Genomic DNA, 20101 nt, shown 5'->3' on the forward strand with positions numbered 1-20101 from the left:
CTCTATGGGTTGTTCGGGGGTGATTTCAGCCTACGCGGGCTGAAGGCCGATCGCGACGTCCGTCGGGCGCACTGGTGACGGCAGGCTCGTGCGTCCCATGAGGTACTCGTCGACGGCTGCCGCCGCGGCACGACCCTCCGCGATCGCCCAGACGATCAGGGACTGGCCACGCCCGGCGTCACCGGCGACGAACACGCCGGGCGCGGTCGTCTGGTAGTCATCGCCGCGCTCGACGTTGCCGCGGCCCGTGAACACGGTACCGAGCTGCGATTCGAGTTCGGCGCGTTCGGGGCCGGTAAAACCCATCGCGATGAGGATGAGATCGGCGGGGATCTCGCGCTCGGTGCCACTGCGGGGAACGCGGCGGCCGTCGGGCAGGTACTCGGTCTCCGCCACGCGCAGCGCGCGTACCTCGCCCGCCTCGTTGCCGAGGAACTCCACCGTCGAGGCGAGGTAGGTGCGCTCGCCGCCCTCCTCGTGCGCCGAGGATACCTCGAAGACGGTCGGGGTCATCGGCCACGGCTGGTGGTCGGGCCGCCCCGTCGGGGGCTGCTTGCCGATCGCGAGGTTCGTCACGCTCAGCGCGCCCTGACGGTGGGCGGTGCCGATGCAGTCGGCGCCGGTGTCGCCGCCGCCGATGACGATGACGTGCTTGCCCTCGGCGTGGATCTGGTGGGGCACCTGGTCGCCGGCGACGGCCTTGTTCGACTCCACGAGGTACTCCATCGCGAAGTGCACGCCCGCGAGGTCGCGGCCGGGGATGGCGAGCTCGCGCGGCAGCGTCGCGCCGGTCGCGATGACGACGGCGTCGTAGCGCGCCCGCAGGTCGCTCCACGTGATGTCCTTGCCGATCTCGACGCCCGCGCGGAAACGCGTGCCCTCGTCCTGCATCTGGCGCAGGCGCGACTCCAGGTGGCGCTTCTCCATCTTGAAGTCGGGGATGCCGTAGCGCAGCAGGCCGCCGATGCGGTCGTCGCGCTCGAACACGGCGACGGTGTGGCCGGCGCGCGTGAGCTGCTGCGCGGCGGCGAGGCCGGCGGGCCCGGAGCCGACGACGGCGACGGTCTTGCCGGTCAGGCGCGCCGGCGGCTCGGGCTCGACCCAGCCGTTCGCGAACGCGTCGTCGATCGTCGAGACCTCGATCTGCTTGATCGTGACGGCGGGCTGGTTGATGCCCAGGACGCACGCGCTTTCGCACGGCGCCGGGCACAGCCGCCCGGTGAACTCCGGGAAGTTGTTCGTCGCGTGCAGACGCTCGATCGCCGCGCGGCCCTCACCGCGCCACATGAGGTCGTTCCACTCCGGGATCAGGTTGCCCAGCGGGCAGCCCTTGTGACAGAACGGGATGCCGCAGTCCATGCAGCGGCCGGCCTGGCGTCGGAGCACGGCCGAGTCGCCCGGCTCGTACACCTCTTTCCAGTCCATGATGCGCACGGGAACCGGCCGGCGCGCCGGGAGCTCGCGCTCGGTGGTCTTCAGGAAGCCCTTGGGGTCAGCCACCGGTCACCTCCAGGATGCGGGTCCAGACGACGTCGCTGTCGGGGTCGAGCCCCTCGGCGGCGGCGTCTTGTCGGGTCTGCAGCACCGCGGCGTAGTCGCGCGGCAGGACACGGACGAAGTTCGCGGCCTCGGCCTCGAGATCGTCCAAGAGGGCGGCTGCGAGCACCGAATCGGTCTCGGCGACATGGCGCTCGAGCAGGTCACGGAGGATCTCGACGTCTCCCGAGCCCATCTCGAGCAGTTCGAGTTCGCCACTGGCCAGCGCCTCGCGGTTGACGAGGTCGCGGTCCAGCTTGTAGACGTAGGCGGCGCCGCCGGACATGCCGGCGCCGAGGTTGCGCCCTGTGGCACCGAGGATGACCGCGAGTCCGCCCGTCATGTATTCCAGGGCGTGGTCGCCGACGCCTTCGACGACCGCGGTGGCGCCGGAGTTGCGTACCAGGAACCGCTCCCCCACGACACCGCGCAGGAACATGCTGCCCTGCGTCGCGCCGTAGCCGATGACGTTCCCGGCGATGACGTTCTGCGAGGCGTCGAACGTCGCATCGCGCGGCGGCCGGACGACGATCTCACCGCCGGAGAGGCCCTTGCCGACGTAGTCGTTGGAGTCGCCCTCCAGCCGCAGGGTGATGCCCGCCGGCAGGAAGGCGCCGAAGGACTGTCCCGCCGAGCCGGTGAGGTTCACCTCGATCGTGCCCGAGGGCAGTCCGTGCTCGCCGTGCGCCAGGGTCACGTGGTGGCCGAGCATCGTGCCCACGGCGCGCTCGGTGTTGCGGATCGGCAGCGAGATCTCGAAGTGGCCGCCGTGGGCGATCACGTCCTGCGCGCGCTCGATCAGCGCGACGTCGAAGTGCTCGTCCAGTTCGTGGTCCTGGTCGCGCAGGTGACGGCGCGGGGTGTCGGGGCCGAAGGCGGGGCCCTGGAGGATCGGCGAGAGGTCGAGACCGCTCGCCTTCCAGTGCTCGATCGCGCCGTTCATGTCGAGCAGCTCGCTGTGGCCGATCGCCTCCTCGACGGAGCGGAACCCGAGTTCGGCGAGGTACTCGCGCACCTCCTGGGCCAGGAACTCCATGAAGTTGATGACGAACTCCGGCTTGCCGGTGAAGCGGGCGCGCAGCACCGGGTTCTGCGTGGCGACGCCCACCGGGCAGGTGTCGAGGTGGCAGACGCGCATCATGACGCATCCCTCCACGACGAGCGCCGTCGTGGCGAAGCCGAACTCCTCCGCACCCAGCAGCGCCGCGATGACGACGTCGCGGCCGGTCTTGAGCTGGCCGTCGGCCTGCACCACGACGCGATCGCGCATGTCGTTGAGCATGAGGGTCTGCTGCGTCTCGGCGAGGCCCAGCTCCCACGGGGTGCCGGCGTGCTTGAGGGAGTTCAGCGGGCTGGCGCCCGTCCCGCCGTCGTGGCCGGAGACGAGGATGACGTCGGCGAGAGCCTTGGCGGTGCCCGCCGCGACCGCACCGATGCCCGACTGGCTGACGAGCTTCACGTGCACGCGTGCCCGGGGGTTCGCGCGCTTGAGGTCGAAGATCAGCTGCTTCAGGTCCTCGATCGAGTAGATGTCGTGGTGAGGGGGCGGCGAGATCAGCCCGACGCCCGGGGTGCCGCCGCGGGTGCGGGCGATCCAGGGATACACCTTGCCGGGCGGCAGCTGCCCGCCCTCGCCGGGCTTGGCACCCTGGGCGAGCTTGATCTGGATGTCGTCCGCGTGCGTGAGGTACATGCTCGTGACACCGAACCGGCCCGAGGCGACCTGCTTGATGGCGCTGCGCCGCTCCGGGTCGAGGAGGCGGTCGACGTCCTCGCCGCCCTCACCGGTGTTGGACTTCGCCCCGATCGCGTTCATCGCGATCGCGAGCGTCTCGTGCGCCTCTTTCGAGATCGAGCCGTAGCTCATCGCACCGGTCGAGAACCGCTTGACGATCGACGACACCGGTTCGACCTCGTCGATCGGCACCGGCGGGCGCTCCCCCGTCTTGAGACGGAACATGCCGCGGAGGGTCTTCAGCTCAGCGGCCTGATCGTCGACGAGCTTGGTGTACTCCCGGAAGATGTCGTACCTGCGCGACCGCGTCGCGTGCTGCAGCCGGAAGACGGTGTCCGGGTTGAACAGGTGCGGCGAGCCGTCGCGGCGCCACTGGTACTCGCCGCCGGTCCACAGCCGCTCGTGAGCGCGAGCGGCTTCGTCCTCGGGATACGCGTAGTCGTGGCGCGCCTGGTTCTCGGCGGCGATCTGACGGATGCCGATGCCGCCCAGCTTGGTCTCGGTGCCCGTGAAGTACTTCGCCACGAACTCCTCGGACAGCCCGACCGCCTCGAAGACCTGAGAGCCGGCGTACGACGACACCGTCGAGATCCCCATCTTCGACATGATCTTCAGCACGCCCTTGCCGAGCGCGTAGATCAGGTTCTTGACGGCCTTCTCGGGAGTGACGCCCGTGATGAAGCCGGCGCGCACCAGGTACTCGACGGTCTCCATGGCGAGGTAGGGGTTCACCGCGGAGGCGCCGTAGCCGATGAGGGTCGCGACGTGGTGCACTTCGCGCACGTCGCCCGCCTCGACCACGAGCCCGACCTTCATCCGGTTCTCCTGGCGGATGAGGTGGTGGTGCACCGCGGAGAGCATGAGCAGCGACGGGATCGGGACGAGGTCCTTGTTGGAGTCGCGGTCGCTCAGGATGATGAACTCCGCGCCCTCCTCGATGGCGCGATCCACTTCGGCGCAGATCTGGTCGATCCGCTGCTCCATGGCATCCTCACCACGATCGAACGGGTACAGGCCGCGGATCGTGACCGACCGGCGGCCGGGCAGCGCCTTGTCGATGTTCTGGAGCTTCGCCAGCTCGTCGTTGTCGATGACGGGGAAGTCCAGCGTGATGGTGCGCGTGTGGTCCGGCCCCCACGCCAGCAGGTTGCGCTCGGGGCCGAGACCCAGCGCGAGCGAGGTGACGACCTCTTCGCGGATGGAGTCCAGCGGCGGGTTGGTCACCTGCGCGAACTGCTGCACGAAGTAGTCGAACAGCAGGCGCGGACGTTCGCTGAGCACCGCGATCGGCGTGTCCGATCCCATTGCGCCGAGCGGCTCGGCGCCGGTCTGACCCATGGGTGTGAGAAGGATGCGCACCTCCTCCTCGGTGTAGCCGAAGGTGCGCTGACGGCGGGTGATCGAGGCGATCGGGTGCACGATGTGCTCGCGCTCGGGCAGGTCCTTCAGGCGCACGCGCCCGGCATCCAGCCATTCCTGCCACGGCTGCAGGGCGGCGAGCTCGCGCTTGACCTCGTCGTCCTCGATGATGCGGCGCTGCGCGGTGTCGACGACGAACATGCGCCCGGGGCGCAGACGTCCCCGGCGCTTGATGCGCTCGGGGGCGAAGTCGAGCACACCGGTCTCCGACCCGATGACGACGAGGCCGTCCGTGGTCTCGGTCCACCGCCCCGGGCGCAGGCCGTTGCGGTCGAGCGTCGCGCCCACGAGCGTGCCATCGGTGAAGATGAGGGCTGCCGGGCCGTCCCACGGTTCCATCTGCATGGAGTGGTACTCGTAGAACGCGCGCAGGTCCGGTGCGATGTCGGCCTGCTTCTCGTAGGCCTCCGGCACCATCATCATGATCGCGTGCGGCAGGCTGCGCCCGGTGAGGGTGAGCAGCTCCAGCACCTCGTCGAAGGATGCCGAGTCACTCGCGCCCTCGGTGCAGATCGGCAGCAGCGGGCGGATGTCGCCGACGAGCTGGGATTCCAGCTGCGACTGGCGCGCACGCATCCAGTTGCGGTTCGCGCCCACCGTGTTGATCTCACCGTTGTGGGCGAGCATGCGCAGCGGCTGCGCGAGCGGCCACGACGGGAAGGTGTTGGTGGAGTAGCGGGAGTGCACGACGGCCAGCTCGCTCTGGAAGCGCTCGTCGTGCAGGTCGGGGTAGAAGGGCTCGAGCTGCAGGGTGGTGACCATGCCCTTGTAGCCCAGGGTGCGCGAGCTGAGCGACACGAAGTAGGCGTCGTGCTCGCGGCGGGCGCGCTTGCGCAGGCGATACACGCGACGGTCCAGCTCGATGCCGCTCAGGGCGGGCGCGTCGCCGACGGCGGGACGCGAGACGAACAGCTGCTCGAAGTGCGGGCGCGCCTCGAAGGCGAGCTTGCCGAGGTGCTGGTCCTCGGTGGGCACCTCGCGCCAGCCGAGCACCGTCAGGCCCTCGGCGGCGGCGATGTGCTCGACGCCGGCCTTGATCTCGGCGCGGGCCTCGTCGTCCAGCGGCAGGAAGGCCATGCCGGCGGCGTACTCCCCCACCGGCGGCAGGTCGAAGTCGACGACGGCGCGCAAGAACGCGTCGGGCATCTGCGTGAGGATGCCGGCCCCGTCACCCGTACCGGCATCCGACCCGATCGCACCGCGGTGCTCGAGGTTGCGCAGCGCCGTCAGAGCGAGCTCGACGATGTCATGCCCGGGCTCGCCGCGCAGGGTCGCCACCATCGCAAGGCCGCAGGCGTCCTTCTCGAAGGCGGGGTTGTACATGCCCTGCTTCGCGGGAAAGCCGGCGAGGGCTCGGTTGATCGAGGCCATTGCTACCGTCCTCATGGTCAAGCTGATCTGGGACGACGTCGGCCCGGTGATATCGCGGTGAGTGAAGTCCGCAGGGGATGTGCTGTCGGTTAGTTCGAGGCGACTGTGCTTGTGGCATCGTCCGCGACGGGTTCGCGCGTCGGGGGTGCGCTCACGTCCACGAACTCGTCGGTGTCCTGTGATTGTACAACCCCGTCGGGCGTCCACTCGCGACCGCGCATGTACGGCGAGGGCTCGAAGCCGGGGTGACGGCGGGTCTGGACGATGAAGATCACGAGCCCCACGACGACGCCGGCGATCGCGGCCCACACGTTGGTGCGCAGCCCGAAGAAGACTTCGCTCGGGTCGATGCGGATCGACTCCCACACGATGCGGCCGGCGCTGTACCAGATGAGGTAGAGGGCGAACAGGCGCCCCCACTGCAGGCGGAAGCGGGTGCCGGCCCACAGCAGGAACAGCACGCCGAGGCTGTTCCAGATGACTTCGTAGAGGAACGTCGGGTGGAACAGCGTTCCCGCGGGGAGGCCTTCGGGCCATGCCGCGTTCGGGTAGTCGATCTGAAGGCCCCAGGGCAGGTCGGTCGGAAGGCCGTACAGCTCCTGGTTGAACCAGTTGCCGAACCGTCCCATCGCCTGGGCGAGAAGGAGGCCCGGGGCGAGGGCGTCGGCGAAGCTCCAGAAGCGGATGCCGGTCCATTTGCAGCCGAGCCACGCGCCGATCGCACCACCGATGAGGGCGCCGAAGATCGCGATGCCGCCCTCCCAGATGTAGAAGATCGCCCAGATGTTCTTGCCCTCGCCGAAGTAGAAGCCCCAGTGGGTGACGACGTGGTAGATGCGCGCGCCGATGATGGCCAGGGGCACCGCGAGCAGGCAGATGTCGATGACGACCCACGGCTCCGCGCCGCGCTTGGTCAGGCGGTGGTTGGTGATCAGCGCCGCCACGACGATGCCGGCGAGGATGCACAGGGCGTAGAAGTGGATGAACGGACCCCCTGGCCACAGGCTGAAGCCGTTGATGGACGGGCTCGGGATGCTGGCGACGACGTTCACGGCGGGAGAAAGCACGAGGGGCAGTCTACTTCGCCGCGCCGCCCCGTCCGTTCCGGCGCCTGCCGGCGGTGAGCGCGCGTGCCTCGGCGGCCAGCGCCTCCACCCCGCCGTCGCGCAGGGCGCGGACGAGCGCGGTGCCGACGATCGCGCCGTCGGCGTACTCCAGCACGCCCGCCACCTGATCGGGCGTCGAGATGCCGATGCCGACACAGGCGTGCTCGACCCCGTGCGCGCGCAAGCGGGCGACGAGGGTGCGGGCCGCGGCATCCAACTCGGCGCGCTCGCCGGTGATGCCCATGGTCGACACCGTGTAGACGAAGCCGGTCGAGCTCTCCGCGATCATCTGCAGGCGCTCGTCGGTCGAGGTGGGCGCGGCGAGGAACACCCGGTCGAGGCCGGTGCGCTCGGATGCGGCGATCCAGTCGGCCGCGGCATCCGGGGTGATGTCGGGGGTGATCAGGCCCGCTCCCCCGGCGGCGAGGAGGTCGTCGGCGAACCGATCGACCCCGTACTGCATGACAGGGTTCCAGTACGTCATCACGAGGATCGGCACGTCGACCCGCGCCGCGATCGCGCGCACCGCGGTGAACGTGTCGCGCAACCGGAAGCCGTCCGCGAGGGCGGCCTGCGTCGCCTCTTGGATGACCGCACCGTCCATAACCGGATCGGAATACGGTGGGCCGAGCTCGAGGATGTCGGCACCGGCCTCAGCAAGGGCCACCGCCGCGTCGATCGACGTCTGCAGGTCGGGGTACCCGATCGGCAGGTAGCCGACGAACGCGCCGCGGCCGGCGGCCTTCGCGGCGTCGATGGCGGCAGCGACCCGGCTCACAGCTCGATCCCTTCGCCCGAGGCAGCGTCATCGTCGGGCGGCGTCTGCACCGGACGCTCCCCCTTGTCATAGAGCCCGAACCACGTCGCGGCGGTGTCCATGTCCTTGTCGCCTCGGCCCGACAGACTCACCGCGATGATCGCGTCAGGGCCGAGCTCGCGGCCGAGGCGCAACGCGCCCGCGAGTGCGTGCGCCGACTCGATCGCCGGGATGATGCCCTCGGTACGACTCAACAATCGCAGGGCGTCCATCGCCTCGGCATCCGTCGCCGGAATGTAGGACGCGCGGCCGATGTCGGCGAGCCAGGCGTGCTCGGGGCCCACGCCCGGGTAGTCCAGGCCCGCAGAGATGGAATGCGACTCGATGGTCTGGCCGTCCTCGTCCTGCAGCACGTACGTCTTCGCGCCGTGCAGCACGCCGGGGCGGCCGCGCTCGATGGATGCCGCGTGCTTGTCGGTGTCGACACCGTCGCCCGCCGCCTCCACACCGTAGAGCGCGACGCCCTCGTCGTCGAGAAACGCGTCGAACATGCCGATCGCGTTCGACCCGCCGCCGACGCACGCGACGACCGCGTCGGGCAGGCGTCCGGTCTCCTCGAGCAGCTGCGCGCGCGCCTCTTCGGAGATGATCTTCTGGAAGTCGCGCACCATCGCCGGGAACGGGTGGGGGCCGGCCGCGGTGCCGAAGATGTAGTTCGTCGTCTCGACCGACGCGACCCAGTCGCGGTACGCCTCGTTGATCGCGTCCTTCAGCGTCCGCGAACCGCTCGTGACGGGCACCACCTCGGCGCCGAGCAGCCGCATGCGGGCGACGTTGAGCGCCTGGCGCTCCGTGTCGACCTCGCCCATGTAGATCGTGCACTCGAAGCCGAACAGCGCCGCGGCGGTCGCCGTGGCGACGCCGTGCTGGCCGGCGCCGGTCTCCGCGATGACGCGCGTCTTGCCGAGGCGCTTCGTGAGGAGGGCCTGACCGATCACGTTGTTGATCTTGTGCGATCCGGTGTGGTTGAGGTCCTCGCGCTTGAGGAAGACGCGCGCACCACCGGCGTGCTCGGCGAATCGCGGCACCTCGGTGAGCGCCGAGGGGCGCCCGGCGTACGAGTGCAGCAGGCTCTCGAACTCGGCCTGGAACGAGGGATCGGCCTTCGTGGCCTCGTACTCGGCGGTCAGTTCGTCGATCGCGGCGATGAGGGACTCCGGCATGTACCGCCCGCCGAAGTCGCCGAAGAAGGGGCCGTGCTGATCGCGCAGTCCGGTCACTTCGACGCGCTCCTCTCGCTCAATACGTCGCATCGTCCCGCCTCCAGAAATGCGTGCAGGGTGGTCACCGGGTTGCTCGTGACGAGCGCTTCGCCGACGAGGACGACGTCGGCGCCGGCGGCGCGGTAGTGCGCGACGTCGGCGGGCGCGAGCACGGCGGACTCGGCGATCTTCACGGCATCCGCCGGGAAGTGCTCCGCCAGCGACCCGAACAGGTCCTTGTCGAGTTCGAAGGTCGACAGGTTGCGCGCGTTCACGCCGATGAGGCGCGCGCCGAGGTCGGATGCCCGGTCGAGCTCTTCGCGCGAGTGGGTCTCGACGAGCGGCGTCATGCCGAGGTCGGTCACGAGGGCGTAGAGCTCACGCAGCAGCGGCTGCTCGAGCGCCGCCACGATGAGCAGGACGAGGTCGGCGCCGGATGCCCGTGCCTCGAGCACCTGGTAGGGCGTGGCGATGAAGTCCTTGCGGAGGACCGGGACGCTGACGCGCGCCTTCACGGCTTCGAGATCGGCGAGCGACCCCTTGAACCGGCGTCCCTCGGTCAGCACCGAGATGGCGGACGCGCCGCCCTGCTCGTACAGCGCGGCCTGGTGGGCGGGGTCGGGGATCGCCGCGAGGTCTCCGCGCGACGGGCTCGCCCGCTTGACCTCCGCGATGATCTTGACGCGGTCTGCGGGCGCGAGGGCGGCGAGGGCGTCGAGGGCGGGAGCGTGCGCGAGCGCAGCGCGTTCCACGTCGGCCAGGGGCCGGGTGGTGGCGCGGGCCTCGGCATCCTCCACCGCGCCGGCGGTGAGGCCTGCCAGCATGATCAGTGCTGCTTCGGCTTGTACTTGTCGCCGTAGGCGCCGTAGCCGGCCTTGGCCAGCGCCCAGCCCACGATGGCACCGACAATGAGAAGCCCGACCGATGCCCAGACGAGCACGGGCATGTCGAGGACGAAGAACAGCGTGCCGAGCGTGACCGCCACGAGCATGATGACGACGGCCGTCCAGGCAGCCGGCGAGTGTCCGTGGCCGGGGTCGTCGATGCTGTTGCTCATGGTTCTCCCTCGTGAGGCTTCGGGCGCGTCGGTGTCAGTCTAGTGGGCGGTGGGATCGTCCCCGTGCGACAGGTCGTCCCACGAATCGATCGCGCGGTCCCGTGACGCATCGTGCGGGCGGGGGCCGGAGGCCGCGGTCGCCGTCCGGTCGGCGTCGGTACGGTAGCGGCGGCCCGCGCCCCGCCAGGTGTGCGCCGTCGCGAGGGTGAGAACGCCCCCGACGGCGACCAGCGCGCCGGCGACGACGGTGAGCCATGGCCACGCGGTGCCGTCGATCGTCTGCACGAGGCTCGCGACCGCGTCGGGACCCGAGAGGCCGGTGGCCTCGGTCACGGCGGAGGCGACGGCGTCCAGCGGATGGCCGGTGGCGACGCGCCACGCGCCGACACACAACGTGCCGCCGATCGCCGCGGCGAGCACGCCGAACAGGTAGCGCAGCACCCGCCCCACGACGGTGAGGGCGAGCCCGAGCGCGAGGGCGGCGAGGCTGAAGGGGGCCAGCAGCGTCAGCGCCGAAGCGCCGGGCACGGCGAGGGCCGCCGTCGCGCCCGCGCTGAGCGTCACCTCCAGCCAGGTCTGCGTCGAGGAGATGATCGCGACCGCTCCCCCGGCGATGATCGCGAGCACGGCCAGCATCCGCGCCCGTGCGATCACGGCGTCGCCTCGGATCCGTCCGCGGCGTCCGCCGGGGCCTGCCCCGTCGCGGGGGCGTGCCCCCTCGCCGGGCTCAGATCGTCGGCATCGAAGCACGTGTGGTCGCCGGTGTGGCACGCGGCGCCGATCTGCTCAACCGCGATGAGCAGCGCGTCGCCGTCGCAGTCCAGGCGCGCGCCGCGCACGTACTGCGCGTGCCCCGAGGTGTCGCCCTTGCGCCAGTACTCCTGACGTGAGCGCGACCAGAACGTCACGCGGCCCTCCGTGAGCGTGCGGCGCAACGCCTCGGCATCCATCCATCCGAGCATCAGCACCTCGCCGGTGTCGTGCTGCTGGATGATCGCCGGGACGAGTCCGTCGGCGTTGAAGGCGACGCGGGCGATGCGCTCGTCCACGGCGGTCATCGGCGGACCTCGATGCCGTCGGCGACGAGCGCGTCCTTGACGTCGCCGATGCTGAGCTGCCCGGAGTGGAAGACGGATGCCGCGAGCACCGCGTCGGCGCCGGCGCGCAGCGCGGGGGCGAAGTCGGTGACCGCTCCGGCGCCGCCGGAGGCGATCACGGGCACGCTCGACAGCTCCCGCATGAGGCCGACGAGCTCGAGGTCGAACCCGTCCTTCGTGCCGTCGGCATCGATGGAGTTCACGAGCAGCTCGCCGACACCGCGGTCGATGGCCTCCCGCGCCCAGTCCAACGCGTCGAGATCGGTGGCGGTGCGACCGCCGTGAGTCGTCACGACGAAGCCCGATCGCGTGCCGGCGGCGCGCTTGACGTCGAGCGAGAGCACGAGCACCTGAGATCCGAAGCGGTCGGCGATCTCGTCGATGAGTACGGGGCGGGCGATGGCCGCGGAGTTCACCCCGACCTTGTCCGCGCCGACGGCCAGCAGTCGTGCGACGTCGTCGGTGCTGCGGACACCCCCGCCGACGGTGAGCGGGATGAAGACCTCTTCCGCGGTGCGCCGCACCACGTCGTAGGTCGTGGCGCGTTCATCGACGGTCGCGGTGACGTCGAGGAAGGTCAGCTCATCGGCGCCCTGCGCGTAGTACAGCGCGGCCAGCTCGACCGGATCGCCCATGTCGCGCAGGTTCTCGAAGTTGACGCCCTTGACGACGCGGCCCGCCGCGACGTCGAGACACGGGATGACCCGGCAGGCGAGGCTCATCACAGCCTCGCGTTGTGGATGGGCGTCACGAGGATCGCGCGCGCGCCGATCGCGTACAGCGCGTCCATGACCTGGTTGACCGTCCCCCGCGGGCTCATGACGCGCACCGCGACCCAGGCCGGGTCGCGCAGCGGCGAGATCGTCGGGGACTCGATGCCGGGCGCGAGCGCCACGGCCTCGTCGACGAGATGCGCCGGCAGGTCGTAGTCGATGAGCACGTAGCGGCGGGCGACCATGACGCCGCGCAGGCGACGCAGCAGCGTCTCGGTGCCGTCCGCCTCCACGGGAGCGCCGATCAGCACGGCCTCGGACTCCAGGAGCACCGGGCCGAAGATCTCGAGCCCGGCCTGCCGGAGAGTCGTTCCGGTGGAGACGACGTCGGCGACGGCGTCGGCGACGCCCAGCTGCACGGCGGATTCCACGGCGCCGTCCAGCGGCACGAGGTCGACGGCGACGCCCTGCTCGTCGAGGAAGCCGTCGACGAGCCCTGGGTAGGCCGTCGCGACCCGCAGCCCCTCCAGGTCGGCGACCGTGGTGAAGCGTCCGGGCGGACCGGCGAAGCGGAACGTCGAACCGCCGAAGCCGAGCTGCTCGATCTCGCGCGCCCCCGGCATCCGCGCATCGAGGAGCAGGTCGCGGCCGGTGATGCCGACGTCGAGCGCGCCGGAGCCGACGTAGGTCGCGATGTCCTTCGGGCGCAGGTAGAAGAACTCGACCTCGTTCACCGGGTCGATGACGTGGAGGTCCTTCGGGTCGCGGCGGCCGGTGTAGCCGGCCTCCGCGAGCATCTCGGCGGCGGTGTCGGCGAGCGACCCCTTGTTCGGCACGGCGATTCGCAGCATGTCCGTCGGCATTTTGGTGAGCGGGCTTTCGGTGTCTGGGATGTCAGTCGGAGCGGAGGAGGCCTGCTCAGAGATGTCGGTACACGTCCTCGAGCGACAGCCCCTTGGCCAGCATGAGCACCTGCAGGTGGTACAGCAGCTGCGAGATCTCCTCGGCCGTCTCGGCGTCGGACTGGTATTCGGCGGCCATCCAGACCTCTGCCGCCTCTTCGACGATCTTCTTGCCGATGGCGTGCACGCCGCGGTCCAGCTGCGCGACGGTGCCGGATCCTTCGGGGCGTGCGGCTGCGGTCGCGGTCAACTCCGCGAACAGCGCATCGAACGTCTTCACCCTGACAGGCTACCGGTCCGCGCGGGCGCGGTGCGCCGTGGCCGGCCGCGGAGCGGGTTCAGGCTGCGCAGCGGGTTCAGTGCAGGTGCGCGGAGCCGGCGAGGTTCCGCAGCGCCTCGATGGCGCGCGCGGGGTCGTCGGCGCCGAAGACGGCGGATCCGGCGACGAACGTGTCGGCTCCGGCCTCGGCGGCCTGCGCGATCGTCGACTCGGAGATGCCGCCGTCGACCTGCAGCCACACCTGCGAGCCGCGTCGGCGGGCCTCATCGTGCAGTCGGGCGAGCTTGGGCATCTGATCGGCCATGAACGGCTGACCGCCGAAGCCCGGCTCGACGGTCATCACGAGGATCTGGTCGAACTCGTCGAGCACGTCGTAGAGCCCCTCGACGCCGGTTGCGGGCTTGACGGCGACACCGGCGCGGGCGCCGATCTGCCGCAGCCGCCGGGCGAGGCTGACCGGATCGGTGGCCGCCTCGAGATGGAAGGTGACGGATGCCGCGCCGAGCTCGGCATAGCCGGGGGCCCACCTGTCGGCATCCGTGATCATGAGGTGCACATCCAGCGGGACGGGGCTCGTGGCCTGGATCCGCTCGACCATCTGCGGGCCGAAGGTGAGGTTCGGCACGAAGTGGTTGTCCATCACGTCGACGTGCACGAAGTCGGCGGCGGCGATGCGGCCGACTTCGGCCTGCATGTTCACGAAGTCGGCGGCCAGGATGCTGGGGTTAATGCGGATGCTGTCGGGCACCAGTCCACCCTAAGCGGTGCCCGCAGAGTCCCTCCTCGATGCCCATGCGATGCGCGCCGCCGCAGCTCAGCGGCGTCGCAGCAGCGAGATTGACATGGCGTCGGTGCCGTGGCGGTGGGGCCACAGCTGCGCGCGTCCGGACCCGTCCGTTGGGGCGGCGAGGTCGATGGGGGCGCTGCTGAGCGCGGCCACGACGGCACGGGCGTCGAGCTCTTCCACGCGATCGCCGAGGGTGCGCAGGGCCTCTGAGACGACCGCGGCGGTTTCGGCCAGATGCGGTGAGCACGTCACGTAGGCGACGATCCCGCCCGGCGTGAGCGCGTCGAACGCCGCCGCGAGCAGCTCGGCCTGCAGCGCCGCGAGCTCGGGCACGTCGGCGGGCTGCTTCCGCCAGCGCGCCTCGGGGCGGCGCCGCAGGGCGCCGAGGCCCGTGCACGGCGCGTCGACGAGGATGCGGTCGTACCGGCCGTGCGCCGCGCGGGTGCGGCCGTCCTCTTCCGATACCGGCACCGGCAGCGGTATCGCGGCGACGGAGTCGCGGACGAGCCCCGCGCGGGCCGGTGACACCTCGTTGGCCTCCAGGCTCGCGCCGTGGGCGAGCGCCTCGGCGGCGAGCACGGCCGTCTTGCCGCCCGGCGCGGCGCAGAGGTCGAGCCACCGCTCCCCCGCGCGCACCGGAACGGCACGCGCCAGCGCGAGCGCCGCCAGCTGCGACCCCTCGTCCTGCACGCGCACGAGGCCGCCCGACGCGGTCACGACACCCGCGGGGTCTCCCCCGGCGGAGCGGAAGCCGATCGGCGAGTACGGCGTCGCCGCGGCATCCGCGGGCCGCTCGGCGAGCCCGGGCAGGGCGGCGAGGGTGACCACCGGGGCGGTGTTGTCGGCGTCGAGCAGCGCGTCCAGCTCATCGGCGCGGCCTTCCGCGGCGAGGGCGCGACGGAACGCCCGGATCACCCACACCGGATGGGCGTACCGGACCGCGAGGCGTTCGTCGTCCGACCGCGCGGCGGCGGCGAGACGCTCGTCCCACTCCTCGGGCGTCCGCTCCGACACGCGTCGCAGTACGGCGTTGGCGAAGCCCGCGGCGGATCTGCCCGCGGCCTGGCGCACCTGACGGACGGTCTCGTTGACGGCCGCGTGCGACGGGGTGCGCATCGCGACCAGCTGATGCACCCCGAGGCGCAGCGCGTCGAGCACCGGCGGGTCGATCGCCGTGACGGGCCGGTGCGCGGCATCCGCGATGATCGCGTCGTACGTGCCCTCGCGCCGGAGGGTGCCGTAGGTGAGCTCCGTCGCCAGGCCCGCATCGGCGGAGTTCAGGCCCGCGCGGGCGATGGTGCGCGGGAGCAGGAGGTTCGCGTACGCGTCGGACTCGTGGACAGCGCGCAGCACGTCGTATGCGACCCAGCGCGCCGACCGTCCGGATGCCGGGACGGACCCGGTCGGCGCGGTCACGACGCCTTCTCCGCGGACGTGGCGGGCACCTCGACGCGCGGGTCGGTCGTGCGCAGACCCCGCCACCAGTCCGCCGCAGCCATCGGACCCTTGCCGGCCGGCTGCACGGTCTTCAGCAGCACACTGGTGCCGTCGCCCGCTCCCATGACGACGTCGCGCCCGAGGAGGGCGAGGGCTCCGGGTGCCAGGTCCGCATCGGGTCCGCGGAGGGCGGCGAGCACCTTCAGGCGTGCGCCGTCGAGCGTGACGTGCGCCCCCGGCTCGGGCGTCGTGCCGCGGAAGCGGTTCAGCACGTCGTCCGCCGGGCGCGACAGGTCCAGCGCGCCGTCAGCGATCGACAGCTTCGGAGCGAGTGTGGCCTCGCCCTCCTGCGGCACGGCGCGGGCGGTGCCGCGGGCGATCTCGTCCACGACCCGGACGAGCAGGTCCGCCCCGCGGTCGGCGAGGTCGGCCAGGACGTCACCGGCGGTCGCGCCGCGCGGCACGTCGTAGCGCAGCTCGCCGAACACGTCGCCGGCATCGAGCGCGGGAACCAGCTGGAACACACTCGCGCCGCTGACGCGGTCGCCGGCGATGAGGGCGTGCTGCACGGGCGCGGCGCCGCGCCAGCGCGGCAGCAGCGAGAAGTGCAGGTTGATCCAGCCGTGGCGGGGCACCGACAGCAACGGTTCCCGCACGAGCCCGCCGTAGGCGACGATGACCCCGAGGTCAGGTTCGAGCGCGGCCACGGCTGCGGTCGCGTCGTCGCCGAGCCGGTCGGCCTTCACGATCGGGACGGCGAGCCCCGTCGCCGCCGTCGCCACCGGCGAGGGAGTTAGCACGCGCTTGCGGCCGAGCGGGGCGTCGGTGCGGGTGACGACGCCGACGAGGTCGTGGTCGCTCTGCGCGATCGCCGTCAGCGACGGCACCGCGGGGTCGGGGGTGCCGGCGAAGACGATGCGCATGGGTCTCCTCGGGAGGTCGGTCGAAGCGGGCGGCGCGGCGGTCACAGGTCGAGTTCGGGCACGTCGAGCCGCACCCTGAGTGTAGTTCGCGGGCTCGCCGCCCCCGGCCGCCCCGGTCCTCGTCCCCGCCCGCGACGCCCGCGCAGGGCCTCGGCCACCACGGCCGCGCGCAGCTGCTCGGCCACCGCCCGCCCGTGGGCGTAGTCCAAGCGGACGAGTGCGCGCACGAGCCCGGTGTCGGAGGCGGCGCTCGCCGTCCCCACGCCGCGGGATGCCGGATCGATCGGCACCGGACCCAGGAACGCCGATGCGGGCAGCGCGGGGACCTCGCTGCGGAGGGCGGTCAGGGCGGCATCCACCGCCTCGGGTGTGCCCTCCACCGCCGCCACGCGCACGACGGGCGGCATGGACAGCGGGGTGCGGTCGGTCAGCTCCGCGCGGGCGTACGCGGGCTGCGTCCAGGTGGCCAGCGCCCGCGCCACCGGGCCGGCCACCCCGACGAGGTGCACGGGCGCCCCCGGAGCGGCGAGAGCGGCGGCGTTGGACCACCACCGCAGGCACGACTCGCCGATGCGCAGCTGCTCGGCCAGCAGCATCCGGTCGCCGTCGAGCAGGATCACGGCGCGATACCCGCCGGCGGCATGCGGTTCGGCGCCGCGTGTGGCGACGACGAGCGCGGGACGGTCGTCGACCGACGTGAGGGGGTAGGTCCCGTCGGCCACGATCACACGGGTGTTCGGGAACGCTCGGCCGAGCTCGTCGGCGGTGCGCTCGCTCCCCGACGAGGCCATGCGCAGCTTCGTCGAGCCGCACTGCACGCACGCCCACGCCGGCGCCGTGCGCCCGCACCACGCGCACTCCGGGGCGACGCCCGGGCGGCGGGCGCGCAGCGGTCCGGTGCAGTGCCGACAGCGCGCGGGCGTGCGGCATTGCGCGCACACGAGCACCGGTGCGTACCCGGGACGCGCGACCTGGACGAGCACCGGGCCGCGGGTGAGCGCGTCGCGCGCCGCCGCGAAGGCGCTCGAGGGCACGCGTGCGCCGCGGGACTCCCCCTCGCGCGTGGCCGAGAGCACGACGGCGGGGCTCTCGCGCCGCGCCGCCGGCAGCTCGCGCACCCAGCCGAGCTGCACGAGGCGTTCGACGTCGGTGGTGCGGGTATGCCCCGCCAGCACGAGGGCGGACCCCTCGAGCTCCTGCCTGATGAGCGCCGCGTCGCGAGCGTGCACGCCGGGGCTCAACGGCTCCGCCAACAGCGGATCGCCGTCGTCCCAGATGATCACGCACCCGACGTCGTGGGCGGGGGCGTAGACCGTCGAGCGGTTGCCGACGACGATCGCGGGGGCCGTCGACAGCAGCCGCAGATACGTCGCGTACCGCTCCGGGCCGGACCGTCGCGCGTCGTCGCGGACGACCGCGTCTGCCGCGAGGGCGAGCGCGTCGCGGGCGAGGACGGCGAGCACCTGGTCCTGGTCGCGCTGGTCGGGCACCGCCACGATGGCGCTCCGCCCCTGGGCGAGGGTGCGGACGGCGATCGCCGCCAGCAGTTCGGCCCACGCGCCGACCTGTTGCACGGTGCTGGGGCGAGGCGGGGCGTCGAGGGCGAGCCGTTCCCCCGCGGCGACGGCGTCGGCGAGCCCCGGATAGGGGGCCAGGATGCCGTCGGCCCACGCCGCGGCATCCGCCCCCACCTGCGGCATCTCCGGAGCGGGCGCGGCCAGCCAGGCCTTCTCCGCCCGGACCATGCGCTTCGGGATGACCAGGCGCAGGATGTCGCTCGCCGAGCCCGCCGCGCGGTCGGCCGCGCGGCGCGCCAGCGCGTAGAGGGCGGGGGTGAGGACCGGTGTCGGCGAGACCACGGCATCGAGCTCCGACAGCGGTCGGCCGTCGGGGTCGGGCTCGCCGAGTTCCACGAGATACCCGTCGACGACGCGCCCCGCCGAGCGCAGCGGCACGCGCACGCGCGCGCCCGGCACCGCCTCCGCCGCGAACTCGGGGGGAACGGCGTAGTCGAACAGCCGGTCCAGCTGCGGCAGCGGCGAGTCGATGAGCACGCGGGCGACGGCGGTCACGCTGCCTCCGTCGCTCCCGCTCCTGCCGGCCTCACAGCCCGGCGGCGGCGCGCAGCTCCTCGACGCGGTCCGTGCGCTCCCAGGTGAAGTCCGGCAGTTCGCGGCCGAAGTGACCGTACGCGGCGGTGGCGGCGTAGATGGGTCGCAGCAGATCGAGCTGCTCGATGATCGCCTTGGGGCGCAGGTCGAACACGTCGCGGATCGCGGCGGTGATGACCTCGTCGGCGACATGACCGGTGCCGAAGGACTCGACGTACAGGCCCACCGGCTTCGCCTTGCCGATCGCGTAGGCCACCTGCACCTCGAGCCGGTCGGCGAGACCCGCGGCGACGACGTTCTTGGCGACCCAGCGCATGGCGTAAGCGGCGGAGCGATCGACCTTCGACGGGTCCTTGCCGCTGAAGGCACCGCCGCCGTGACGTGAGGCGCCGCCGTAGGTGTCGATGATGATCTTGCGGCCGGTCAGCCCGGCGTCGCCCTTCGGGCCGCCGATCACGAACGGGCCGGCCGGGTTGATGTAGTAGCTGACGTCGGGAAGCTCGAGGCCGGTGCGCTCGAGCACCGGGTCGATGACCTCGGCGCGCACGGCGGCGCGCAGCGCCTTCTGCGAGATGTCGGGGTGATGCTGCGTCGACAGCACGACGGACTCGACGGTCTTCGGGACGGATCCGTCGTAGCCGAGGGTCACCTGGGTCTTGCCGTCGGGGCGGAGGAAGGGCAGGCTGCCGTCGCGGCGCACCTCGCTCAGGCGCTCCGCGATGCGGTGCGCCGTCCAGATCGCCATCGGCATGAGCTCGGGCGTCTCGTTCGTCGCGTAGCCGAACATGATGCCCTGGTCGCCCGCGCCCTGGAGGTCGTGCGGGTCTTCGGAGCCGTCCTCGCGGCGCTCGAACGCCTTGTCGACGCCGGCGGCGATGTCGGAGGACTGCGCGCCGATCGACACGCTCACTCCGCACGAGTCGCCGTCGAATCCCGTGTCGCTGGAGGTGTAGCCGATCCGGTTCACGACCTCGCGGACGATCGCGGGGATCTCGACGTAGGCGCTCGTGGAGACCTCTCCCGCGACGTGGACGAGACCGGTGGTGACGAGGGTCTCCACCGCGACGCGCCCGTCGGGGTCGGCGGCGATGATCGCGTCGAGGATCGAGTCGGAGATCTGGTCGCAGATCTTGTCGGGGTGTCCCTCGGTGACGGACTCGGATGTGAACAGGCGCAGCTGGCTCATCGATTCTCCTGACGGAACGGGCTCACACAATCATGCCCGCGGTCCCCGACATCGCGGGTCACGCGGGCATGGCGACGCCATACGGCGTCATGCGATCACAGGGTGATCACTCGACGGGGCGCAGCCGCAGCTTGTCCTCGTGGATCTCGTGCAGCGCGATCGTCAGCGGCTTGTCCTCGACGGACGAGTCGACGAGCGGTCCGACGTTGTCGAACAGGTTGCCCTCGTGCAGGTCGGAGTAATAGTCGTTGATCTGCCGCGCGCGCTTGGCCGCGTAGATGACGAGCTGGTACTTGGAATCGACCTTGTCGAGCAGCGCGTCGATGGGCGGGTCGATGATGCCCTGGTCACGTCCGGCCATGGGGAACCTCCTGGATCGGATGGCGGTGGTGAAGTCGGAGGCGTCGGCGGTGCCGAGCGCA

The 20101-nt window shown here is 71.6% G+C and carries 18 protein-coding genes; all 18 read right to left on the minus strand.

The window, feature by feature from the left end; genetic code table 11:
• Positions 1-30: 30 nt before the first annotated feature.
• The 18 genes from ACPYN4_RS03870 to rpoZ all read right to left on the minus strand — a co-directional run bounded on the left by ACPYN4_RS03870 (position 31) and on the right by rpoZ (position 20040).
• A complete protein-coding gene (locus tag ACPYN4_RS03870; RefSeq protein ID WP_287269424.1) occupies positions 31-1500 on the minus strand; it encodes a glutamate synthase subunit beta in 1470 nt (489 codons plus the stop codon).
• On the minus strand, positions 1493-6061 hold the full coding sequence (gltB, locus tag ACPYN4_RS03875) for a glutamate synthase large subunit (RefSeq protein ID WP_424445645.1): 4569 nt from the start codon (positions 6059-6061) through the stop codon (positions 1493-1495). The genes ACPYN4_RS03870 and gltB overlap by 8 nt, the downstream gene beginning before the upstream one ends.
• Positions 6062-6150: 89 nt before the next feature.
• Entirely contained in the window at positions 6151-7137 is a 987-nt protein-coding gene (gene lgt, locus ACPYN4_RS03880; RefSeq protein WP_424445748.1) for a prolipoprotein diacylglyceryl transferase, read from the minus strand.
• A 1-nt stretch (position 7138) separates the two neighbouring features.
• Positions 7139-7945: a tryptophan synthase subunit alpha gene (trpA, locus tag ACPYN4_RS03885; RefSeq protein ID WP_424445646.1), complete on the minus strand. Its 807-nt coding sequence runs from the start codon at positions 7943-7945 to the stop codon at positions 7139-7141.
• Positions 7942-9237, minus strand: coding sequence for a tryptophan synthase subunit beta (gene trpB / locus ACPYN4_RS03890; RefSeq protein WP_424445647.1), 1296 nt, complete (start codon positions 9235-9237; stop codon positions 7942-7944). Before trpB ends, trpA begins: the two co-directional genes overlap by 4 nt.
• Positions 9201-10010: an indole-3-glycerol phosphate synthase TrpC gene (gene trpC, locus ACPYN4_RS03895; RefSeq protein ID WP_424445648.1), complete on the minus strand. Its 810-nt coding sequence runs from the start codon at positions 10008-10010 to the stop codon at positions 9201-9203. The genes trpB and trpC overlap by 37 nt, the downstream gene beginning before the upstream one ends.
• A gap of 2 nt (positions 10011-10012) precedes the next feature.
• Positions 10013-10243 (minus strand): DUF6704 family protein, encoded by a 231-nt coding sequence (locus ACPYN4_RS03900; RefSeq protein ID WP_239282043.1) that lies wholly within the window; start codon positions 10241-10243, stop codon positions 10013-10015.
• 39 nt (positions 10244-10282) lie between these two features.
• On the minus strand, positions 10283-10897 hold the full coding sequence (locus ACPYN4_RS03905; RefSeq protein WP_424445649.1) for a Trp biosynthesis-associated membrane protein: 615 nt from the start codon (positions 10895-10897) through the stop codon (positions 10283-10285).
• Entirely contained in the window at positions 10894-11301 is a 408-nt protein-coding gene (gene hisI / locus ACPYN4_RS03910) for a phosphoribosyl-AMP cyclohydrolase (RefSeq protein WP_239282045.1), read from the minus strand. Before hisI ends, ACPYN4_RS03905 begins: the two co-directional genes overlap by 4 nt.
• The gene (hisF, locus tag ACPYN4_RS03915) at positions 11298-12062 is read right to left on the minus strand and encodes an imidazole glycerol phosphate synthase subunit HisF (protein WP_239282046.1); all 765 of its coding nucleotides are present in this window, start codon (positions 12060-12062) and stop codon (positions 11298-11300) included. The genes hisI and hisF overlap by 4 nt, the downstream gene beginning before the upstream one ends.
• Entirely contained in the window at positions 12062-12904 is an 843-nt protein-coding gene (gene hisG, locus ACPYN4_RS03920) for an ATP phosphoribosyltransferase (protein WP_239282047.1), read from the minus strand. Before hisG ends, hisF begins: the two co-directional genes overlap by 1 nt.
• Positions 12905-12971: 67 nt before the next feature.
• Entirely contained in the window at positions 12972-13235 is a 264-nt protein-coding gene (locus ACPYN4_RS03925; protein WP_281652170.1) for a phosphoribosyl-ATP diphosphatase, read from the minus strand.
• Positions 13236-13311: 76 nt separating this feature from the next.
• A complete protein-coding gene (gene rpe / locus ACPYN4_RS03930) occupies positions 13312-13983 on the minus strand; it encodes a ribulose-phosphate 3-epimerase (protein ID WP_424445650.1) in 672 nt (223 codons plus the stop codon).
• A 66-nt stretch (positions 13984-14049) separates the two neighbouring features.
• Positions 14050-15438, minus strand: coding sequence for an RsmB/NOP family class I SAM-dependent RNA methyltransferase (locus ACPYN4_RS03935; protein WP_424445651.1), 1389 nt, complete (start codon positions 15436-15438; stop codon positions 14050-14052).
• Complete coding sequence (gene fmt / locus ACPYN4_RS03940) at positions 15435-16382, minus strand: methionyl-tRNA formyltransferase (protein ID WP_076690876.1); 948 nt, start codon at positions 16380-16382, stop codon at positions 15435-15437. The genes ACPYN4_RS03935 and fmt overlap by 4 nt, the downstream gene beginning before the upstream one ends.
• A 41-nt stretch (positions 16383-16423) precedes the next feature.
• Complete coding sequence (locus ACPYN4_RS03945) at positions 16424-18454, minus strand: primosomal protein N' (protein WP_424445652.1); 2031 nt, start codon at positions 18452-18454, stop codon at positions 16424-16426.
• A 31-nt stretch (positions 18455-18485) separates the two neighbouring features.
• Positions 18486-19679: a methionine adenosyltransferase gene (metK, locus tag ACPYN4_RS03950; RefSeq protein ID WP_281652166.1), complete on the minus strand. Its 1194-nt coding sequence runs from the start codon at positions 19677-19679 to the stop codon at positions 18486-18488.
• A gap of 106 nt (positions 19680-19785) precedes the next feature.
• A complete protein-coding gene (gene rpoZ, locus ACPYN4_RS03955; protein WP_076690873.1) occupies positions 19786-20040 on the minus strand; it encodes a DNA-directed RNA polymerase subunit omega in 255 nt (84 codons plus the stop codon).
• Between the last annotated feature and the right edge of the window lie 61 nt (positions 20041-20101).

The sequence above is a fragment of the Microbacterium sp. CH-015 genome, from assembly GCF_049707015.1.
In the GTDB taxonomy this organism is placed as follows: domain Bacteria; phylum Actinomycetota; class Actinomycetes; order Actinomycetales; family Microbacteriaceae; genus Microbacterium; species Microbacterium aurum.

Coding starts and splice junctions, on each gene's coding strand:
- gltB (WP_424445645.1), bottom strand. CDS start 6,061: ATGGCCTCGATCAACCGAGCCCTCGCCGGCTTTCCCGCGAAGCAGGGC.
- trpB (WP_424445647.1), bottom strand. CDS start 9,237: ATGCGACGTATTGAGCGAGAGGAGCGCGTCGAAGTGACCGGACTGCGC.
- trpC (WP_424445648.1), bottom strand. CDS start 10,010: ATGCTGGCAGGCCTCACCGCCGGCGCGGTGGAGGATGCCGAGGCCCGC.
- ACPYN4_RS03900 (WP_239282043.1), bottom strand. CDS start 10,243: ATGAGCAACAGCATCGACGACCCCGGCCACGGACACTCGCCGGCTGCC.
- hisI (WP_239282045.1), bottom strand. CDS start 11,301: ATGACCGCCGTGGACGAGCGCATCGCCCGCGTCGCCTTCAACGCCGAC.
- hisF (WP_239282046.1), bottom strand. CDS start 12,062: ATGAGCCTCGCCTGCCGGGTCATCCCGTGTCTCGACGTCGCGGCGGGC.
- hisG (WP_239282047.1), bottom strand. CDS start 12,904: ATGCTGCGAATCGCCGTGCCGAACAAGGGGTCGCTCGCCGACACCGCC.
- fmt (WP_076690876.1), bottom strand. CDS start 16,382: ATGCGCATCGTCTTCGCCGGCACCCCCGACCCCGCGGTGCCGTCGCTG.
- metK (WP_281652166.1), bottom strand. CDS start 19,679: ATGAGCCAGCTGCGCCTGTTCACATCCGAGTCCGTCACCGAGGGACAC.
- rpoZ (WP_076690873.1), bottom strand. CDS start 20,040: ATGGCCGGACGTGACCAGGGCATCATCGACCCGCCCATCGACGCGCTG.